The 17,870-nt window shown below is 72.2% G+C and carries 13 protein-coding genes; 8 read left to right on the top strand and 5 right to left on the bottom strand.

Annotation, left to right across the window (positions count from 1 at the left end; translation table 11 throughout):
- Positions 1–28: 28 nt before the first annotated feature.
- Positions 29–1,861 (top strand): diguanylate cyclase domain-containing protein, encoded by a 1,833-nt coding sequence (locus Aiant_RS26780; protein ID WP_189329584.1) that lies wholly within the window; start codon positions 29–31, stop codon positions 1,859–1,861.
- Between the two features lie 21 nt (positions 1,862–1,882).
- Here the strand turns inward: Aiant_RS26780 and Aiant_RS26775 are convergent, their stop codons facing one another.
- Positions 1,883–3,298 (bottom strand): LVIVD repeat-containing protein, encoded by a 1,416-nt coding sequence (locus Aiant_RS26775; RefSeq protein WP_189329583.1) that lies wholly within the window; start codon positions 3,296–3,298, stop codon positions 1,883–1,885.
- A gap of 106 nt (positions 3,299–3,404) precedes the next feature.
- On the opposite strand from Aiant_RS26775, the gene Aiant_RS26770 reads away from it, so the two are divergent.
- Positions 3,405–4,046 (top strand): DUF305 domain-containing protein, encoded by a 642-nt coding sequence (locus Aiant_RS26770; RefSeq protein ID WP_189329582.1) that lies wholly within the window; start codon positions 3,405–3,407, stop codon positions 4,044–4,046.
- On the opposite strand, the gene Aiant_RS26765 is transcribed toward Aiant_RS26770, so the two are convergent.
- Positions 4,043–4,765, bottom strand: coding sequence for an SDR family NAD(P)-dependent oxidoreductase (locus tag Aiant_RS26765; protein WP_189329581.1), 723 nt, complete (start codon positions 4,763–4,765; stop codon positions 4,043–4,045). The two genes, Aiant_RS26770 and Aiant_RS26765, sit on opposite strands and share 4 nt — an antisense overlap.
- A 32-nt stretch (positions 4,766–4,797) precedes the next feature.
- The gene (locus tag Aiant_RS26760) at positions 4,798–5,616 is read right to left on the bottom strand and encodes a helix-turn-helix transcriptional regulator (protein WP_189329580.1); all 819 of its coding nucleotides are present in this window, start codon (positions 5,614–5,616) and stop codon (positions 4,798–4,800) included.
- Positions 5,617–6,089: 473 nt separating this feature from the next.
- On the opposite strand from Aiant_RS26760, the gene Aiant_RS26755 reads away from it, so the two are divergent.
- Genes Aiant_RS26755 through Aiant_RS26745 form a run of 3 tightly spaced genes read left to right on the top strand, consistent with a single transcriptional unit; the run spans position 6,090 to position 13,428 of the window.
- On the top strand, positions 6,090–6,653 hold the full coding sequence (locus Aiant_RS26755; protein ID WP_189329579.1) for an OB-fold-containig protein: 564 nt from the start codon (positions 6,090–6,092) through the stop codon (positions 6,651–6,653).
- Entirely contained in the window at positions 6,653–8,617 is a 1,965-nt protein-coding gene (locus Aiant_RS26750) for an SPFH domain-containing protein (RefSeq protein WP_189329578.1), read from the top strand. The genes Aiant_RS26755 and Aiant_RS26750 overlap by 1 nt, the downstream gene beginning before the upstream one ends.
- A complete protein-coding gene (locus Aiant_RS26745; protein WP_189329577.1) occupies positions 8,614–13,428 on the top strand; it encodes a DNA repair ATPase in 4,815 nt (1,604 codons plus the stop codon). The genes Aiant_RS26750 and Aiant_RS26745 overlap by 4 nt, the downstream gene beginning before the upstream one ends.
- 1 nt (position 13,429) lies before the next feature.
- On the opposite strand, the gene Aiant_RS26740 is transcribed toward Aiant_RS26745, so the two are convergent.
- A complete protein-coding gene (locus Aiant_RS26740; RefSeq protein WP_425322715.1) occupies positions 13,430–14,032 on the bottom strand; it encodes an FIMAH domain-containing protein in 603 nt (200 codons plus the stop codon).
- 61 nt (positions 14,033–14,093) lie between these two features.
- Positions 14,094–15,323 (bottom strand): cytochrome P450 family protein, encoded by a 1,230-nt coding sequence (locus Aiant_RS26735; protein WP_189329575.1) that lies wholly within the window; start codon positions 15,321–15,323, stop codon positions 14,094–14,096.
- A 116-nt stretch (positions 15,324–15,439) separates the two neighbouring features.
- Here Aiant_RS26735 and Aiant_RS26730 point away from each other — a divergent pair, with 116 nt between their 5' ends.
- Genes Aiant_RS26730 through Aiant_RS26720 form a run of 3 tightly spaced genes read left to right on the top strand, consistent with a single transcriptional unit; the run spans position 15,440 to position 17,728 of the window.
- A complete protein-coding gene (locus Aiant_RS26730; protein WP_189329574.1) occupies positions 15,440–15,937 on the top strand; it encodes a DUF1453 family protein in 498 nt (165 codons plus the stop codon).
- 37 nt (positions 15,938–15,974) lie between these two features.
- Positions 15,975–17,075, top strand: coding sequence for a sensor histidine kinase (locus Aiant_RS26725; protein WP_189329573.1), 1,101 nt, complete (start codon positions 15,975–15,977; stop codon positions 17,073–17,075).
- Positions 17,072–17,728, top strand: coding sequence for a response regulator (locus tag Aiant_RS26720; protein ID WP_189329572.1), 657 nt, complete (start codon positions 17,072–17,074; stop codon positions 17,726–17,728). Before Aiant_RS26725 ends, Aiant_RS26720 begins: the two co-directional genes overlap by 4 nt.
- The last annotated feature ends 142 nt before the right edge of the window (positions 17,729–17,870 follow it).

Here is a 17,870-nt window from a genome sequence, read left to right as displayed (position 1 = left end):
GACGAACCTGCACAGGACGGGAGCGATCATGCGGAGACCAGCCGTCGCCGGCGACCCCGTACTGCTCGCCCTGGTGGCGGCCACGCTGCTGCTGTTCCCGCTGTTCCTGACCGGGCTGGGCGGCAACGGCACGTCGTGGACCGTGCAGACCGTGCTCGACCTGCTGAACGTCGTTGTCGCCGCGCGACTGGCCGCTCACCCGGACGTCTCGGCGGCGGGCCGCCGATTCTGGCGCGCGGTGGTCATCGCCTGCGGCCTGAGCGCCGTCGGCGACGGCTTTCAAACCATCCTTGCGTACGGCGGGGGCAGCGCCCGGGTCAGCGTGGTGCAGACCGCCTTCGTGGTGACCGGCATGACGATCGCGGTCGGTGCGACGTTGCGGCATCCGCTCGGCGGCGAGGGCCGGCAACGGTTGCGACTCTGGCTGGACGCCGCGACCGTACTCACCGGCGTCGCGGTCTTCCTCTGGTATTTCCTGCTCGCCGAGGAACTGGGCGGCCCCGACGTCGGCGGCCGGTGGGCCGCCGCGGCCACCACGGCGGTGATGCTGCTGATCGCGTTCGGCGTGCTCAAACTGATCTTCAGTGGCACCGCGCCGTTCACCCGGACCGCCGGGATGCTGGCCTGCCTGGGACTGGCCGGGACCTCGCTGGGCGCGTCGGTGGCCGGCGTGCTGTTCGGCGACGACCTGCCGCCCGGCGTGATGTCCCTGATCCAGCTGGTGCCCTGCATGATCATGGTGGGCGCGCTGCGGCTCCAGTTGTGGCAGACCGGGCCGGCCGGCCCGGTCCGGGACCGGGCGGCCGGGCACCGGCCCAGCCGGTTGCCGTACCTCGCGGTGATCGCCACCCAGGTGCTGCTGGTGTGCTCGCTGCGGGACGGCGAACCGGGCCTGCGGACCTGGGGTGTCGCGCTCGGCGCGGTGGCCATCACCACGCTGGTGCTGTGCCGCCAGCTCTCCGCGGTACGCGACAACGAGCGCCTGCTCACCGAGCTGGACCAGCAGCGGGAGTGGTTCCGGGCGCTGGTCCAGAACACCTCCGACCTGACCGTCGTGGTGGCCCGGGACGGTGTCGTGCGGTACGCCAGCCCGGCCACCGAGCGGGTGCTCGGCCTGGACCCGGCGGAGCTGGTCGGCACGTCGATGTACGACCGCACCTGCCCGGACGACCTGCCGGCGGTGGACCGGCACGTGGCGCTCCTGTTCGCCGACCCGGGGCAGAGCGTGGCGGCGCAGGTGCGCTGGCGGCACGCCGACGGGACGTACCGATGGCTGGATCTGATCAGCACCGACCTGTACCACAACCCGAACGTCCGGGGCGTGGTGATCAACGCCCGGGACGCCAGCGAGACCCGCGCGCTGCACGACGAGTTGCAGCGGCAGGCCAGCCACGACGCGCTGACCGGGCTGGCCAACCGGGTGCTGCTGCAACGCCGGATCGACGCGGCCGCCGGGGCCGCCGGGCCGGGCGCGATCAGCATGCTGCTGATCGACCTGGACGGCTTCAAGGCGATCAACGACCAGCACGGGCACCACACCGGTGACCAGGTGCTGGTGCAGGTCGCCGCGCGGCTGAGCGGGCTGCTCGGCACCGGTGAGGTGGCCGCCCGGCTGGGCGGCGACGAGTTCGCGGTGCTGTTGCCGGCGACCGGGCCGGACGAGGCGGCGAAGCTGGCCGACCGGATCGCCGCGGTGGTCGCCGAGCCGATGCTGGTCGGCGAGCGGTGGCTGAGCGTGGGCGCCAGCGTCGGGGTGGCCTCGGGGCTGCCCGGCGAGGGCGACCGGCTGCTGCGCGAGGCGGACGCGGCGATGTACCGGCGCAAGCACGACCGCAGGGCGGGCGCCCAGCCGGTGCGCTGACACCGGCCGGGCGCCGCCCCGTCACCAGGTGAAGAAGTTCTGCTGGGTCTGCGCGTTGAACTGCCGGGCCCGGAACCGGTCCGCCCCGCGCAGCCGCTTGTCGTCGACCTTCAGCACGTCCAGGCCCTTCTGGATGTCGCTGGAGTAGACGTGGCCGTTGTACCAGTACGCCGACCAGGAGCCGCCGAGGATCATCCGCTCGGTGCTGAGCGGCCCGCGCTCCCAGTACGCGATCTCCACCGGCTTGCGGGAGTTCGTGAAGTCCCAGACCGAGATGCCGCCCTGGTACCAGGCCTGCACCATGACGTCCCGCCCGGGCACCGGGATCAGCGAGCCGTTGTGCGCCACGCAGTTCTCGGTCGCGGCGTTCTCCCGCGGGATCTTGAAGTAGCTGCGAAACTCCAGCTTGAGCCGCTTGCCCTTGCCGACGATGTCGTAGATCGCGTCGGCGCCACGGTCGGGGCCGACAGTCGGGTTGCAGGTGGCGCCGCCACCGCCGCCGAGCTCGTCGGTGAAGACCACCTTGGTGCCGGCGTTGTTGAACGTCGCCGAGTGCCAGAACGCGAAGTTCGTCGTGTCCCGGACCGTGGTGATCACCGTGGGCGCCACCGGGTTCGAGATGTCGAACAGCGCGCCGTCGCCCATGCAGGCGCCGGCCGCGATGTCGCGCTGCGGGTACGCGGTGATGTCGTGGCAGCCCGTGGTCGGCGAGCTGTCCTCGTCCCCGCCGAACCCGCCGTCCGGGAACAGCACCGGCGTCGCGACCACCGCCGCCGCGGCCGGGTTCTTCAGCGGCACCTTGACGATCGAGATCTTGTCGTGCGGCAGTGCGCAGTTCGGCACGCTCGCGCCCGACAGGTTGTACGACGACACGTACAGATAAACCGATTTGTCGCGGCCCTTGCCCGGCACCAGCGTCTCGGTGTGCGAACCGCAGTCGGTCTTGACGGCGGCGACGTAGCGCGGGTTCAGCGGGTCGTGGACGTCGAAGACCTTGATCCCCTCCCAGCGCGGCGTCTCGGCCGGCGCGCTGCCGGGCACCGCGGTGCTGGCGCACGAGTCGTCGGTGCGCTGCGAGTCGGTGGCGACGAAGAGCAGGTCGCCGTGGATCGACAGGTCGTTCTGCGAGCCCGGGCAGACCACCTGGGTGGCGATCTTCGGGTTCCGCGGATCGCCGATGTCGTAGACGGTGAAGCCGTTGTAGTTGCCGCCGAACGCGTAGTTCCCGCGGAACGCCCAGTCGGTGTTGTAGGAGTTCTCGGCCGCGAACGGGCCACCGGTCTTGTTGTCCAGGTGGCCGACCTGGGTGATGTTCGGACTGCTGACGATCTCGTCGACCCCGGGCACGGCGGTCGTGCCGGCCCGGGCCGGCGCGGCGGCCACCAGGCTGCACATGATCGTGACAGCGGCCAGCCCTCGTGAGGCCAGGTGCTTCATGGAGCTCCTTCCGGCTGCGAGCCGCCGGCGGGCACCACATGTGAGCGTGCACGCACCGCCAGCGACATCGATGACTGTGGTTACGATAGCCGCCGGAGGGTGATCCATGAATCGCTTGTCGTGGATGGGAATCGCGGGCGTGGCGTTGATCGGCACGGCGCTGCTGGCCGGGCTGCGCCCGGCGCCGGAGGAACCGGACCCCGGGCCTCCCCCGGCCCGCGTGGTGCTGCCGGGGCGACCCGGAGAGCCCGCCACCGTGACCGACTCGGATCACGTGCGAGCGCCGGACGGGTCGACCTACAACGGCATCGACGTGGCGTACGCCCAGATGATGATCGCCCACCACGAGCAGGCCGTCGCGATGGCCGGGCTGGCCGCCGACCGGGCCGGGCGGGCCGGGGTGCGCGCCCTCGCCGACCGGATCAGCGCCGCCCAGAAGCCCGAGATCGACGTGCTGCGCGCCTGGTTACGCGACCGCGAACAGCCGGAGAGCGAGCCCGGCCACGATCACGCCGGGATGCCCGGGATGCAGTCCGCCACCGCGATGAGCGAACTGGCCGCGGCGCGCGGCGCGGACTTCGACCGGCGCTTCGTGACCATGATGATCGCCCATCATCGCGGCGCGCAGCAGATGGCCGGAGATCTGCTGCGCGCCGGCGAGGATCAGCGTCTGTCCGAAATGGCCAATGAGACGGCGGTCGAGCAGGGCAGCGAGATCAACCGCCTGAACGACCTGGACGTCGCCTAGAGGTGCATGCCGCCGGAGGCCTCGATCCGCTGGCCGGTGATCCAGCGGGTGTCGTGGCTCAGCATCGCGGCGATGACGCCGGCGATCTCCTCCGGCTCACCGACCCGGCCGAGCGCGATCACCTTGGCCAGACCGGCGCGGACCTGCTCGTCGTCCCGCAGCATGCCGCCGGCGAACTCGGTCGCCGACGGGCCGGGGGCGACCGTGTTGGCGGTGATGCCGCGCGCCGCGGCCTCCTTGGCCAGGTACCGGGTGAAGACCTCGACGGCGCCCTTCATCGAGGCGTAGGCCGCGTAGCCGTCCCCGGTGAACCGGGCCAGACCGGTCGACAGGTTGATGATCCGGCCGCCGTCGGCGATCAGCGGGAGCAGCTTCTGCGTCAGGAAGAAGACGCCCCGGAAGTGCACGTTCAGCAGCTCGTCGAAGGCCTCGACGGTGGTGTCGGCGATCGACGCGTGCACGCCGATCCCGGCGTTGTTGACCAGGAAGTCGAAGTCCTCCCGGCCGAACCGGTCGCGCAGCACCCGCCGCAGCTCGGCGGCGAAGTCGTCGTAGGTCTCGAGCGCGCCGACGGTCAGCTCCAGCGGGACGGCGTCGATCTTCTCCCCCGGGTCGCCGCGGTGCGTGTAGACGACCTCGACGCCGGCGTCGATCAGGGCCAGGGCGGTGGCCCGGCCGAGTCCGCGATTGCCGCCGGTGATCAGGGCGATTTTGGGCATGGTGGTCCCTTTCCACGTGGTCTGCAGGGGGTTTACGAAACCGCGGCGAGCAGTTGGAGCTTCTCGTAACTGGGCGACCCGGGCGCCGCGGTGAAGACCAGCAGGGCCTGTTCCTGCTCCGGGTCGTACAGGTTCTGGCACCACAGCTCGAGCTCGCCGAGCTGCGGGTGGACCAGTGTCTTGCGGTCGACGTGGGCGAGGCCGACCTGGTGCTCGTCCCAGATCGCGGCGAACTCCGGACTGACCGCGAGCAGCGCCGCGACCAGCTCACCGGCCCGGCCGTCCGGGTCGGCCGCGTAGGCCCGCCGCAGGTTCGCGGTGAAGTACCGCCCGTGCTTCGGGTGGTCCCGCTCTGGGTAGACGTTCCGGCTCACCGGGTCGGTGAACCAGCGGTAGACGGTCGCCCGGGCCAATCCGGTGAACCGGGTCTCGTCCCCGAACAGGGCCACCGCCATCGGCGTCTGGCGCAGCGTCTCGCCGAGCCGGGACAGCACCATGGCGGGGGTGTCCGTCAGCCGGTCGACGATCCGCATCATGCCGGGGCTGATGTGGTCGTCGCGCAGCGACCGGCGCGGCACCGGGTGCCCGCCCAGCCGGAACAGGTGGTCCCGCTCGGCCAGGCTCAGGTGCATGGCACGGGCCAGCGCGGCGAGCATCTGGTCGGACGGCGCCGGCCCGCGCTGCTGCTCGATCCGCCCGTAGTAGTCGGCCGACATGCCGGCCAGCGCCGCCACCTCCTCACGCCGCAGGCCGCCGGTCCGCCGTCGCGCCCCGCGCGGGAGCCCGACATCCTCCGGTTGCAGCGCCTCGCGCCGGGTCCGGAGGAAGTGGGCCAGCTGTTCCCGATCCATGCGCCAAGTCTCTCCCCCGGTGATCGCCGGATGAAGGCCACGCTCATCCCCGGACAACCTGTCCCTGGCTGGTGCTCGAACGGGTCCGGACGATCGGCGAGGAATGTGGCCGGACCACGTCGATCATCCTGCGCGCGCCGCGCGGTAATGGCTGACCGGCGGCATCTGGTGGCCGCTTCGGCGCTGGTGCTGCTCGCCGCCGGATGCGACCGTAACGGTTCCGCGGGACCACCGGCGCCCATCGGTAGCCCGCCCCGGACGGGTGGGACGCCGCGGTGAGCACGCAGTTGCGTCCGTTCCTGCCCGCCGGCGGCGGTCGGCGGAGCAACGAGACCGCCGGTTATCACGGATTGGCGCATCTCAATACGGATACCGGTACGGTCTTTCCCGACGCCATCGGCGGACCGGCCGGATCGGCCATTGACCGCGGCTGTCACCCTGTTGACCGCTACGGAAAACGGGGACAGGGAGCCATGGAGAACGGATTCGTCGAGGCCGCGCTGAGCTTCCCCACCGTTCTCCTGACGCCGTTGCTGATTCTGGTGGTCGGCTACTGGCTCGTGGTGATCGTCGGCGGCGCGGACCCGGAGCACGGGCACGGGCACGGGGCGCTGCTCGGTGTGCCGATCCCGGTCTTCGTCTCGCTGCTGGTGGCGCTCGCCTGGTTCGGCACGCTGGCGGGCGCGCAGTGGCACGGGCCGGCACCGCTCTGGCTGATCCCGATCGCCGCCCTGGTGGCCGCGGCGATCGTCACCCGGCTGGTGGCCATCCCGCTGCGGCGGCTGCTGCCCACCGGGCCGGCCGCCTCCCGCGCCGACTTCGTCGGCCTGACCTGCGTCATCCGCACCGGGCGGGTGACCCGGACCTTCGGCCAGGCCGAGGTCCACTCCCCCGACGGCTCGTCGGCGATCATCCAGGTCCGCCAGACCGGCGCGGACGAGCTGCCCGCCGGCACCGTCGCCCTCATCTACGACGTCGACCCCGAAGGCGAGTTCTTCTGGGTCGTCCCCGCTGATATCGCCAAGAAAGGCCTTTGATGGACGTTGTCTCCACCGGTTTCGGTGTGCTTGTCGCCGTCGTCGTACTGATCGCGCTCGGCGTGCTGTTCTTCCTCAGCCGGATGTTCCGGAAGGTGGAGCAGGGCAAGGCTCTGATCGTCTCCAAGGTGCGCCGGGTGGACGTGACCTTCACCGGCGCGGTGGTGCTCCCCGTCCTGCACAAGGCCGAGATCATGGACATCTCGGTGAAGACCATCGAGATCTCCCGCACCGGCCGTGAGGGCCTGATCTGCCGGGACAACATCCGCGCCGACATCCGGATCACCTTCTTCGTCCGGGTCAACAAGACCACCGAAGACGTGATCAAGGTGGCCCAGGCGATCGGCACCGCCCGGGCCAGCAACGAGACGACGCTCCAGGAGCTGTTCAACGCGAAGTTCTCCGAGGCGCTCAAGACGGTCGGCAAGCAGCTCGACTTCGTCGACCTGTACACCAAGCGCAACCACTTCCGGGACCAGATCATCGAGGTGATCGGCACCGACCTGAACGGGTACAGCCTGGAGGACGCGGCGATCGACTTCCTGGAGCAGACCCCGCTCGCCTCGCTGGACCCGAAGAACATCCTGGACGCCCAGGGCATCCGGAAGATCACCGAGCTGACCGCGATCGAGTCGGTGCGCACCAACGACTTCCGGCGCAACGAGGAGAAGGAGATCACCCGCCAGGACGTGGACGCCCGCGAGGCGATCCTCGAGCTGGAGCGCCGCAAGGCGGACGCGGAGATCAAGCAGCGCCGGGAGATCGAGACCATCCGGGCCCGCGAGGAGGCCGAGATCGCCCTGGCCCGGGCCGAGGAGACGCTCCGCTCGGAAGCCGCCCGGATCAAGACCGAGCAGCAGCTCGGGGTGCAGGCGGAGAACAAGAACCGGGAGATCGCGGTCGCCGAGAAGAACCGCGAGCGGGTCATCGCGATCGAGACCGAGCGCATCGAGAAGGACCGGATGCTCGAGGTCATCGGCCGGCAGCGGGAGACCGAGCTGTCCACCATCGCGAAGGACAAGGAGGTCGAGACCGAGAAGCGGTCGATGGCCGAGGTGATCCGGGAGCGGATCGCGGTGGAGAAGACGGTCGCCGAGCAGGAGGAGAACATCAAGCGCCTGCGTACCGTCGAGGAGGCCGAGCGGACCCGCCAGGCGGTCATCATCAACGCCGAGGCCGAGGCGCAGGAGGCCCTGGTCAAGGACATCAAGGCGGCCGAGGCCGCGGAGGCCGCGGCCAAGTTCAAGGCTCGCGAGCAGCTGCTGCTCGCCGAGGCCCGGCAGCAGTCGGCCGAGCTGGACGCCCGCGCCAAGATCCGCCTGGCCGAGGGCATCCAGGCCGAGACCGCCGCGGCCGGCCTGGCCGACGTCCAGGTCCGCGAGCGCAACGCCGAGGTGATCGAGAAGACCGGTCGCGCCGAGGCCGAGGTGATCGAGAAGACCGGCCTGGCCGAGGCCGCCGTCGAGCGGCAGAAGGCGCTGGTCGCCGCCGAGGCGATCAAGGAGAAGCTGAAGGGCGAGGCCGAGGGTCTGGAGCAGAAGGCCGGCGCGATGGCCACGCTCGACGACGTCACCCGCGCGCACGAGGAGTACCGCCTGCGGCTGGAGATGGAGAAGGAGATCCGGCTGGCCGGCATCACCGTGCACAAGGAGATCGCCGAGGCGCAGGCCATGGTGGTCGCGGCCGGCCTGGAGAAGGCGGACATCGACATCGTCGGCGGCGACTCGGTCTTCTTCGACAAGCTGGTCGGCTCGATCTCGCTGGGCAAGAGCATCGACGGGTTCATCGAGCACAGCACGGTGGCCCAGGCCGTCGGCGCCCGCTACCTCAACGGCGAGGGCGACCTGGCCGAGGACCTGCGCAAGGTGGCCGGCGCGGTGTCGACCGCGGACGTCGCCAACCTGAGCGTGGCCGCGGCGGTGGCGAACCAGATCAAGGCCGACAAGAAGGACCGGTCTGAGTGACCGAGTCGACCATCGACGCGGGCACCTACGAGGTGCTCCGGGCCCGGCTCGCGGCGAAGGCCCGCGAGCTGGGCGCGCGGGCCGAGGCGCTGAACACGCGCCGGGTCGAGGTGTTCGGCGCGCAGCAGACCGCGTTGCTGGGCGCCGAACGGATCCGTACCGGCAACAACTGCGTGCCGGTCGACGTCGCGCCGGCCGGGGAGGCGCTGCTGTTCGGCGCCAACGCGTTCCTCGGGATGAAGGCCGAGACGTCGGTGGACGACGTGTTCACCGTGGTGGACCGGCAGTTCCAGCCGGTCCAGGTGCCCGGGCTGCTGGACGATCCCGGCTTCCGGCGGGACTTCGCCGAGCTGTACCGCTACTACAAGGAGACCCGGCTGCGGCAGCTGCGCCGGGTGGAGGGGCTGCTGCTCGCGGTCTTCCAGACCGGGGCGCGCGCCGACGACCTCAAGGTGCTGCGCTGGCGGGTCGGCCTGGACGGGTCGGTGGCCTACCAGGACGCGCGCGGGGAACGCGACCACGTGCTCCCGCCCACGCACGACTTCACCTGGACGGTCACCACCCGCGAGCAGCACGTGCTGGGCCGGCACCCGCACGTCTCGATCGAGGACGAGGTGTTCGTCGAGGCGGTCGGCGGGACGCTGACCGTCAAGGTGGAGAACAACACCGAGGACGGCGAGGGCATCTTCTCCGAGCCGGTCGACGAGCCGTTGCAGAGCCTCGCCGACGCGGAGATCTCGTACGCCCGGGTCGGGCCGATGATCCTGCTGCGGGTCCTGCCCTATCAGGAGAACGCGTACCGATATCTGATCTTCAACACCCGCACCCGGGACGTGCAGCGCCTGGACGGGATCGGGCAGGCCTGCCGGCGGCTGCCGGAGGACCAGGGCGTCATCTTCCCCGGCGGCTACTACCTGGCCACCGGGATGTCGAAGACCTTCGACCAGGACACGAGCGGGCTCGCCTTCGAGCGGGTGATCCGGTCGGTGAACGGCGAGGACGTGCTGCACGTCTTCCACGACGCCGGCTCCGGGCGCTACCTGCTGCTGCCCTACAACGTGATCCGCAAGGAGGTCGCCACCCCGATCACCGGGCACGGCTACGCGATCTTCGACGACGGCACGCTGGTGGTGCTGCGCAGCCCCGACCAGGCCGGCACCGCCGAGCCGACACGGATACATCCCGTGCAGGTGTGGCAGACGCCGTACGTCTCGGACGCCCACGCCGCGGCCCAGCCCGCCGGAACCGGACCGCTCGACCGGATCGGCAACGCCGATCTGGTCCGGGGCATCGCCGACGCGCTGTCGGTGACCCGGATGGTCGACGAGATGTCCGCGGCCGGACCGGTCTTCGAGGCGATCATCGCGGCCTGCACCCGGGCCGTCGACACCTACCACTGGCTCGGCGACGCCGAGCTGGAAAACCTCGCCGAGCCGCTCACCGAGGTGCGTGCCGCGGCCACCCAGGTGCTCGACGAGTTCGCGGCGGTGCAGGCGCTGACCCAGCAGGCCGAGCAGGCCCTGGCCGAGGCCGGGGCGGCCGCCGACACGCTGGTCCGGCGGGTCGAGTCGGAGGCGCCGACGACCACCGGCGGCTGGGTGAGCCGGCTCGCCGAGCTGCGGCGCGAACGCGGCCGGGTGGCCGGGCTGCGCGAGATGCGATACGCCGACCTCGACCGGCTGGACCGGATCGACGCGTCGCTCGCCGCCGCCACCGACGACACCGCCCGGCGCGCGGTCGAGTTCCTGCGCCGCCCGGACGCGTTCGCCGACTACCAGTCCGGCGTCGAGGAGCTGGCCGCCCAGGCCGCGGCGATCAGCACGGTCGCCGAGGCCGAGCCGGTCGCCGAGCGGATCACCGAGCAGTCCGACGGGTTGCAGGTGGTCACCGAGGTGGTCGGCGGTCTGGAGATCGCCGACGCCACCGTGCGGGTGTCCATCCTGGAGCAGATCGGCACGGTGCTGGGCGGGCTCAACCGGGCGCGCGCCACATTGGACGGTCGTCGCCGCGAGCTGGCGGCGGTCGAGGGCCGGGCCGCGTTCGCCGCCGAGTTCGCGCTCTTCGGCCAGTCGGTGTCCGCCGCGCTCGCCGCCGCGGACACCCCGGAACGCTGCGACGAGCACCTGGCCCGGCTGATGGCCCAGGTGGAGACCCTGGAGACCCGGTTCGGCGACGTCGACGACTTCGGCGAGCGGCTGGCCGCCAAACGCACCGAGGTCTACGAGGCGATCGCCGGGCGGCGCCAGTCGCTGCTCGACGAGCGGGCGCGCCGCGCCGACAAGCTGGCCGACTCGGCCCGCCGGATCCTGGACGCGGTGCACCGCCGGATCCTCACCCTCGGCGACCCGGACGAGGTCAACACGTACTTCGCCACCGACCCGATGGTGGCCAAGGTCCGGTCGGTCGCCGAGGAGCTGCGGGCGGCCGGCGACACGGTCCGCGCGGAGGAGCTCGACGGGCAGCTCAAGGCGGCCCGCCAGGAGGCCGGCCGGGCGCTGCGCGACCGGCAGGACCTGTTCGGCGACGGCGGGATCCGGCTGGGCCGGCACACCTTCGCGGTCAACGAGCAGGCGATCGACCTGACCCTGGTCCCGCACGACGGCGGGCTGGCCTACGCGATCACCGGCACCGACTACCGGGCGCCGGTCACCGACGCCGGGTTCCAGCAGACCCGGGAGTTCTGGGACCAGCCGCTGATCTCCGAGTACCGGCAGCTGTATCGCGCCGAGCACCTGGCCGCGGCGATCCTCGCCGACGACCCGGCGGCCGCGGCCGCCGCGCTGACCGAGGGCACGTTGCGGGACCTGGTGCGCCGGGCCGCCGAGGCACGGTACGACGAGGGGTACGAGCGGGGTGTCCACGACGCCGACGCCACGGTGATCCTGGACGCGCTGCTGCGCCTGCACGCGGCCGCCGGGCTGCTCCGGTTCGACCCGCACACCCGGGCGCAGGCGCAGCTGTTCTGGGCCTTCCGGACCACAGCGGAGCAACGCAAGCTCTGGACGCTGCGGGCCTCGTCGCTGGTCCGGGCCCGGGAGTTGTTCGGGTCGGCCGGGCCGGCGCTGGACGAGCTGCGGTCCGAGTTGGACACCGCGGCCGGCGTGCCGGTCGGTGAGTACCTGGTCGAGGAGCTGGCCGGCGGGCGCGGCTTCGCGACCGGCGCCGGAGCCCGCACCCTGCTGGACCGGTTCCACCGTGAGCTCAGTGGCGCCCGGTTCGCCGACGACCTGCGGACCCTGGAGTCGGATCTGGTCGCCCGGCGACAGCTCGCCCACGCCTGGCTGAGCGCGTTTCTCCAGGCGAAGCCGGATTCCGGCGACACGTCGGACCTCGACGAAGCGGTGGCGATCGAGCTGACCGGCACGACGCTGACCCGGTACGACGTGGCCGCCGCCACCAGCGAGACGGTCTCCGGGCTGCTCGGCGTGCACCCGCGGATCACCGACGGCCACCTGACGGTCCGGCTCGACGCGCTGCTGGGCCAGACCCGGGACTTCCGGAACGTCCGGATGCCGGCCTACCGGGCCTACCAGAAACTGCGGGCCACCCTGGCCGCCACCGAACGCGACCGGCTCCGCCTCGACGAGTTCAAGCCGCGGGTGATGACCACCTTCGTCCGCAACCGGCTGCTCGACGACGTCTACCTGCCGCTGATCGGCGACAACCTGGCCCGCCAGCTCGGCGCGGCCGGTGACGACAAACGCACCGACCGGTCCGGCCTGCTGCTGCTCATCTCCCCGCCCGGCTACGGCAAGACCACCCTGATGGAGTACGTCGCCGACCGCCTCGGCCTGGTCTTCGTCAAGGTCAACGGGCCGGCGCTGGGGCACGGCGTCACCTCGCTGGACCCGGCCGACGCGCCGGACGCCACCGCGCGGCAGGAGGTGGAGAAGATCTCGCTGGCCTTGGAGATGGGCAACAACGTGCTGCTCTACCTCGACGACATCCAGCACACCAACCCGGAGCTGTTGCAGAAGTTCATCTCGCTCTGTGACGCGCAACGGCGCATGGAGGGCGTCTGGAACGGCAGGACCCGGACGTACGACCTGCGCGGCAAGCGGTTCGCGGTGTGCATGGCGGGCAACCCGTACACCGAGTCGGGCAAGCGGTTCCGGATCCCGGACATGCTCGCCAACCGGGCTGACGTGTGGAACCTGGGCGACGTGCTGGCCGGCCGGGAGGACCTGTTCGAACTGTCCTATCTGGAGAACGCGCTCACCGCGAACACCGTGCTCGCGCCGCTCGCCTCGCGCGACCGCGGTGACCTGCCGCTGCTGCTGCGGCTGGCCGAGGGGGACGAGACGGCGCGGGCCGATCGGTTGTCGTACCCGTACTCGGCGGCCGAGCTGGAGCAGATCCTGGCCGTGCTGCGCATGATGAAGCGGGTGCAGCGGGTGGTGCTGCGGGTCAACCAGGCGTACATCGCCTCGGCCGGGCAGGCCGACGCGAGCCGTACCGAACCGCCGTTCAAGCTCCAGGGCTCCTATCGCAACATGAACAAGCTGGCCGAGCGCATCGTGCCGGCGATGAACGACGACGAGCTGGAGCAGGTGCTCGACGACCACTACCTGGGCGAGGCGCAGACCCTCACCGGCGGCGCCGAGGCCAACCTGCTCAAGCTGGCCGAGATCCGCGGCCGCCTCGACGACGCCCGGGCCCGGCGGTGGGCCGAGGTCAAGGCCGGTTACCTGCGTGAGCAGGCGCTCGGCGGGACCGAGGCGGATCCGATGGTGCGCGCGGCCGGAGCGGTGGCCCTGGTCGCCGACCGGGTCGCGGCCGTGGAGGCGGCGATCGGCCGGCTGGGGCGCTGACTCAGTCCTGCTGCGGGAGCCGGGTGCCGAGCTGAGCGGCGGCATCGGCCAGGGCGGTGAACCCGTCCTGGCTGATGTCGCCGTCGTCGTGCAGGTCGACCAGCTTCTCGGCGAAGTCCTGGAGGCGCTCGGCGGCCTTCTCCTCGTCCTGCTTGCGCAGCGACTCGCCGACCCGGCGCAGCCGTTTCGACAGGTCGCCGGCGTCGTCCCGCTCCAGCTGCCTGCGCCGGACGAGCAGGCCGAGCTCCCGCTGCATCTGCTGGAGCAGCACCCCGGGCCGGACCCGCGCGACCGGCTCGGTGGTGGGCTCGGTGGTGGGCTCGCTGGTCGGGGTCGTCGACGGGGCCGGCTCGGTGGTCGCCTCGATCGTCGGCAGCGCGGTGGTCTGCTGCAGCACCGGCGCCGACGGGGCGGCGGCGACCGGGGTGTCGTCGTCGCCCGGGCCGGAGACCGCCCAGTAGCCGACGGCGAGGGCCAGGAAGGCGCCGGCCGCGCCGAGCACGATCCGGCGACGGCGGCGGCCGGCCGCGTACCGGTCGTGCTCCGGCACGGTCGGCAGCACGGCGGTCGGCCAGTGCGGCGCGGACGGGCGCGGATCATGCATGTCGGACACGGCGACATCATGCCAGCTCGCCCGCCCGCCGCACGATGTCCTTACCGAACCCTCACAGCCGGACGGGCAGCCCGTCCAGGCCGCGCAGCAGCAGGCCGGGCCGCCAGCGCAGGTCCTCGGCCGGTACGTCGAGCCGCAGATCCGGGTGCCGGTCGAGCAGCGCGGTGAAGGCGATCTGCGCCTCCAGCCGGGCCAGCGGCGCGCCCAGGCAGTAGTGGATGCCGTGGCCGAACGCCAGGTGGTGCGGGTTCGGCCGGTCCAGGCGCAGCTCGTCGGCGTCCGGGTACTGGTCGCTGTCCCGGTTGGCGGAGAGCAGCGAGACGACCACCGGGTCGCCGGCCGGGATGGTGACGTCGCCGATCGCCACGTCCTCGGTGGCGATCCGGAACGTCGCGGTTTCGACCGGACCCTCGTACCGGAGGAATTCCTCGATCGCGCCCGGCAGCAGCCCGCGGTCCGCACGCAGGCGGTCCCACTCGGCGCGGTCCCGCAGCAGCAGGTAGGTGCCGTTGCCGATCAGGTTGACGGTGGTCTCGTGCCCGGCCACCAGCAGCAGGAACACCATCGAGGAGAGCTCGTCCTCGGTCAGCCGGTCCTCCGCGTCGCGCACCTGGATCAGCCCGGAGAGCAGGTCGTCGCCGGGCCGGGCGCGCCGCTCGGCGAGCAGGTCGTGGATGTACTTGACCATGGCCTCCAGGGCCGGCGCCAGTTTCGGACCGGCCTGCGAGCCGGCCACCACCGCGTTCGACCACTCGCGGAAGTCGTCCCGGTCCTCGGCCGGAACCCCGAGCAGCTCACAGATCACCTGGATGGGCAGCGGGAAGGCGAACGCGTCGATCAGGTCGGCCCGCTCCCGCCCGTCGAGGTCGTCCAGCAGCTCGGTGGCGATCTGCTCGATCCGCGGGCGCAGCGCCTCGATCCGGCGGCCGGTGAAGGCGGCCGAGACCAGGCGGCGCAGCCGGGTGTGGTCCGGCGGGTCGACGGCCAGCATGTGCTTGGAGATCGCGGCGCCGATGCCGGGCGCCATGTCCGCGGCCGGTGCCGCGCCGGCCGTCCGGGAACCACCGGCCGCCTCGCCGGAACCCATCGGGTACGCCCGTTTCGACAGCCGCGGGTCGGTCAGCGCCCGCCGCGCGTCCTCGTAGCGGGTGATCACCCAGGCGTTCAGGCCGGACGGCAGCACGGCGCGGCGCACCGGGCCGGTCCGGCGCCACCGGGCGTACACCGGATGCGGGTCCGCCTGGAACCCCGGATCACCAAGGTCGACGATGTCCTGCGTCATCACTTTCCTCCCCCGTTGACGGGTATCGACTGCCGACGATACCGGCGATGTCTCCACCCGGGTCTCCACCCGTGGGTGGCGGTGTTCCACCCGGGGAGATCCCTACCTTTCAGGGCATGGAAATCATCACCGCGCTCCTGGTCGTCGCCGTTCTCGCCTACGCCATGGTCCGCCGGTTCCTCGGCGAGCCGCTCACCTCGCGCCGCCTGATCGTGCTGCCGCTCGTGCTCACCGTGTACGGCGGCTACGTGGTGGCCCAGACCGGGTTCACCCACCGCACGGCCGACCTCGCCGCGCTCGTGGTCTGCGGCCTGACCGCCGTCGCCGGCGGCGCGCTGCGCGGCCGGACCGTCCAGGTCCTCGTCCGCGACGGGCACGTCTGGTACCGCTACACCTGGGTCACCCTGGCCGTCTGGATCGGCCTGATCGCGCTGCGGTTCGGCCAGGCGGCCGCCGCGGTCGCGATCGGCGCCGACCGGCCGGTGCTCACCGCGTCGCTGCTGCTCGCCCTGGGGCTGAGCTTCCTCGGCGAGGCCGCGGTGGTCGGCCCGCGGGCGATGGCGACCGGCGCCCCGTTCGCACCCCGCCGGTCCCGGGTCGCCGCGGCCCGCTGAGTCCGCGATGACCGCACCGGTTCGGCAGACTGATCCCGTGTCCCTCCTCGATCGGCCACGGCTGCTGCACCACTGGCGCCGGGTCCGCAACCTGATCATCCTGGCCTTCGTCACTGTGGGAATACTCCAGGACAACCCGCCCGGCGTCGCGCTGCTGACCGGCGTCACGCTGGCCGGGCTCGGCGGTGCCTTGCTCGCCCTGCGGATCCTGCCGCCCAGCCGGCACCTGATGGCCGCGTGCGTCACGATGGCGGCCGGGCTGTGGCTCATCAGGGTGGCCGGCCCCGGCATCGCCCCGATCTATCTGGTCCTCGCGGTGGCCAGCAGCGCCGCGGTCCTCGGCCTGGTGGCCACCGGAGTGCTGACCGGTGCCGGGCTGCTCGCGCTGAGCGCGGGGCTGGCGGCGCAGGACGTTCCGGTGGCCGCGATCGCCATCTGGTGCGGGATCACCGTCGTGGTGACACTGCTGATCCTCCTGCGCCGGCAGCGGGAGTCCGCCGCCGAGCAGGAACAACTGCTCGCCGACGAGCAGGCCCTGGCCGGCATGCTGGCCGAGCGGGCCCGGCTGGCCCGGGAGATCCACGACGTGCTGGCGCACTCGCTGTCGGCGCTGTCGGTGCAGCTGGAGACCGCCGCGGCGCTGCTGGAGCGGGACCGCACGGCGGAGGCCGCGGTGCTGGTCGACCGGGCCGGGACGCTGGCCCGGGACGGCCTGACCGAGACCCGCCGGGCGGTGAGCGCGCTGCGCGGCGACCCGCTGCCGGTTCCGGAGCTGGTCGGCGAGCTGGCCCGGGGCTACGGGCGGGACCTGGACGCGCCGGCCACGTTCACCGTCGACGGCGAGCCGCGGGAGCTGGACGCCGACACCGGCCTGGCGCTGTTCCGGGCGGCGCAGGAGGCACTGTCCAATGTGCGCAAGCACGCGCCGGGCAGCTCGGTCGAGGCCCGGCTGACGTTCGCGCCGGACGCGGTCGCGCTGAGTGTCCGCAACCACGGTCCCGCCGGTCCGCCGATCACCGGCCTCTCCAGCGGTTACGGCCTGATCGGGCTGCGGGAGCGGGCCGAACTGGCCGGCGGGACGGTGCGGGCGGGTCCGGACCGCGACGGCTGGCTGGTGGATGTCAGGATGCCGGGGTGAGCATCCGCGTGGTGGTGGCCGACGACCAGACGGCGGTCCGCGACGGGCTGGCCCTGATGCTGAGCCTGCTCGACGACGTCGAGGTGGTCGGCGAGGCGGCCGACGGCGACCAGGCCGTCGAGCTGGCCGGCCGGGAGCGCCCGGACGTGGTCCTGATGGACCTGCGGATGCCCCGCCGCGACGGGGTCGAGGCGACCGCGCTGATCAAGGCGCGGTTCCCGGAGACCCGGGTGGTCGTGCTGACCACGTTCGCCGACGACGAGCACATCCTCGGGGCGCTGCGGGCCGGCGCGGTCGGCTATCTGACGAAGGACGCCGGGCGGGTGCAGATCGCCCAGGCGGTCCGGGCCGCCGCTATCGGGCAGGCGGTCCTCGACCCGCAGGTGCAGCAGCGCCTGCTGGCCGCGGCGGCGGGCGGCGCCCCGGTCCCGGCGGCCGTGCCGGAGCGGGAGCTGCCGGACGGGCTGACCGCCCGGGAGGCCGAGGTGCTGCGGCTGATCGCCGCCGGGCTGTCCAACAAGGAGATCGCGCAGCGGCTGTACGTCACCGAGGTGACCGTGAAATCACACATCAACCGGTTGTTCGCCAAGGCCGGGGTCCGCGACCGGGCGCAGGCCGTGCGTTATGCCTACCAGCACGGCCTGTCGGCCTAGCCGCGGCGTGGGGAGCGGGGTGGGCGCACCGGGAGGCGACGCCGGCGCGGCAGCGCGCGGACCGGACGCTCCGGCCGATTGCAATTACAAGCAGTGACCACAACGATACGGGGGTGCAGCGGGTCTGCGCTGGCCACGACGG

The sequence above is a fragment of the Actinoplanes ianthinogenes genome (assembly GCF_018324205.1).
Taxonomy (GTDB): domain Bacteria; phylum Actinomycetota; class Actinomycetes; order Mycobacteriales; family Micromonosporaceae; genus Actinoplanes; species Actinoplanes ianthinogenes.
Note: the sequence above shows the minus strand (reverse complement) of the source record. Positions and strands in the feature narration are given on the sequence as shown.

Coding starts and splice junctions, on each gene's coding strand:
- Aiant_RS26730 (WP_189329574.1), top strand. CDS start 15,440: ATGGAAATCATCACCGCGCTCCTGGTCGTCGCCGTTCTCGCCTACGCC.
- Aiant_RS26765 (WP_189329581.1), bottom strand. CDS start 4,765: ATGCCCAAAATCGCCCTGATCACCGGCGGCAATCGCGGACTCGGCCGG.
- Aiant_RS26755 (WP_189329579.1), top strand. CDS start 6,090: ATGGAGAACGGATTCGTCGAGGCCGCGCTGAGCTTCCCCACCGTTCTC.
- Aiant_RS26750 (WP_189329578.1), top strand. CDS start 6,653: ATGGACGTTGTCTCCACCGGTTTCGGTGTGCTTGTCGCCGTCGTCGTA.
- Aiant_RS26775 (WP_189329583.1), bottom strand. CDS start 3,298: ATGAAGCACCTGGCCTCACGAGGGCTGGCCGCTGTCACGATCATGTGC.
- Aiant_RS26780 (WP_189329584.1), top strand. CDS start 29: ATGCGGAGACCAGCCGTCGCCGGCGACCCCGTACTGCTCGCCCTGGTG.
- Aiant_RS26740 (WP_425322715.1), bottom strand. CDS start 14,032: ATGCATGATCCGCGCCCGTCCGCGCCGCACTGGCCGACCGCCGTGCTG.
- Aiant_RS26770 (WP_189329582.1), top strand. CDS start 3,405: ATGAATCGCTTGTCGTGGATGGGAATCGCGGGCGTGGCGTTGATCGGC.
- Aiant_RS26735 (WP_189329575.1), bottom strand. CDS start 15,323: ATGACGCAGGACATCGTCGACCTTGGTGATCCGGGGTTCCAGGCGGAC.
- Aiant_RS26760 (WP_189329580.1), bottom strand. CDS start 5,616: ATGGATCGGGAACAGCTGGCCCACTTCCTCCGGACCCGGCGCGAGGCG.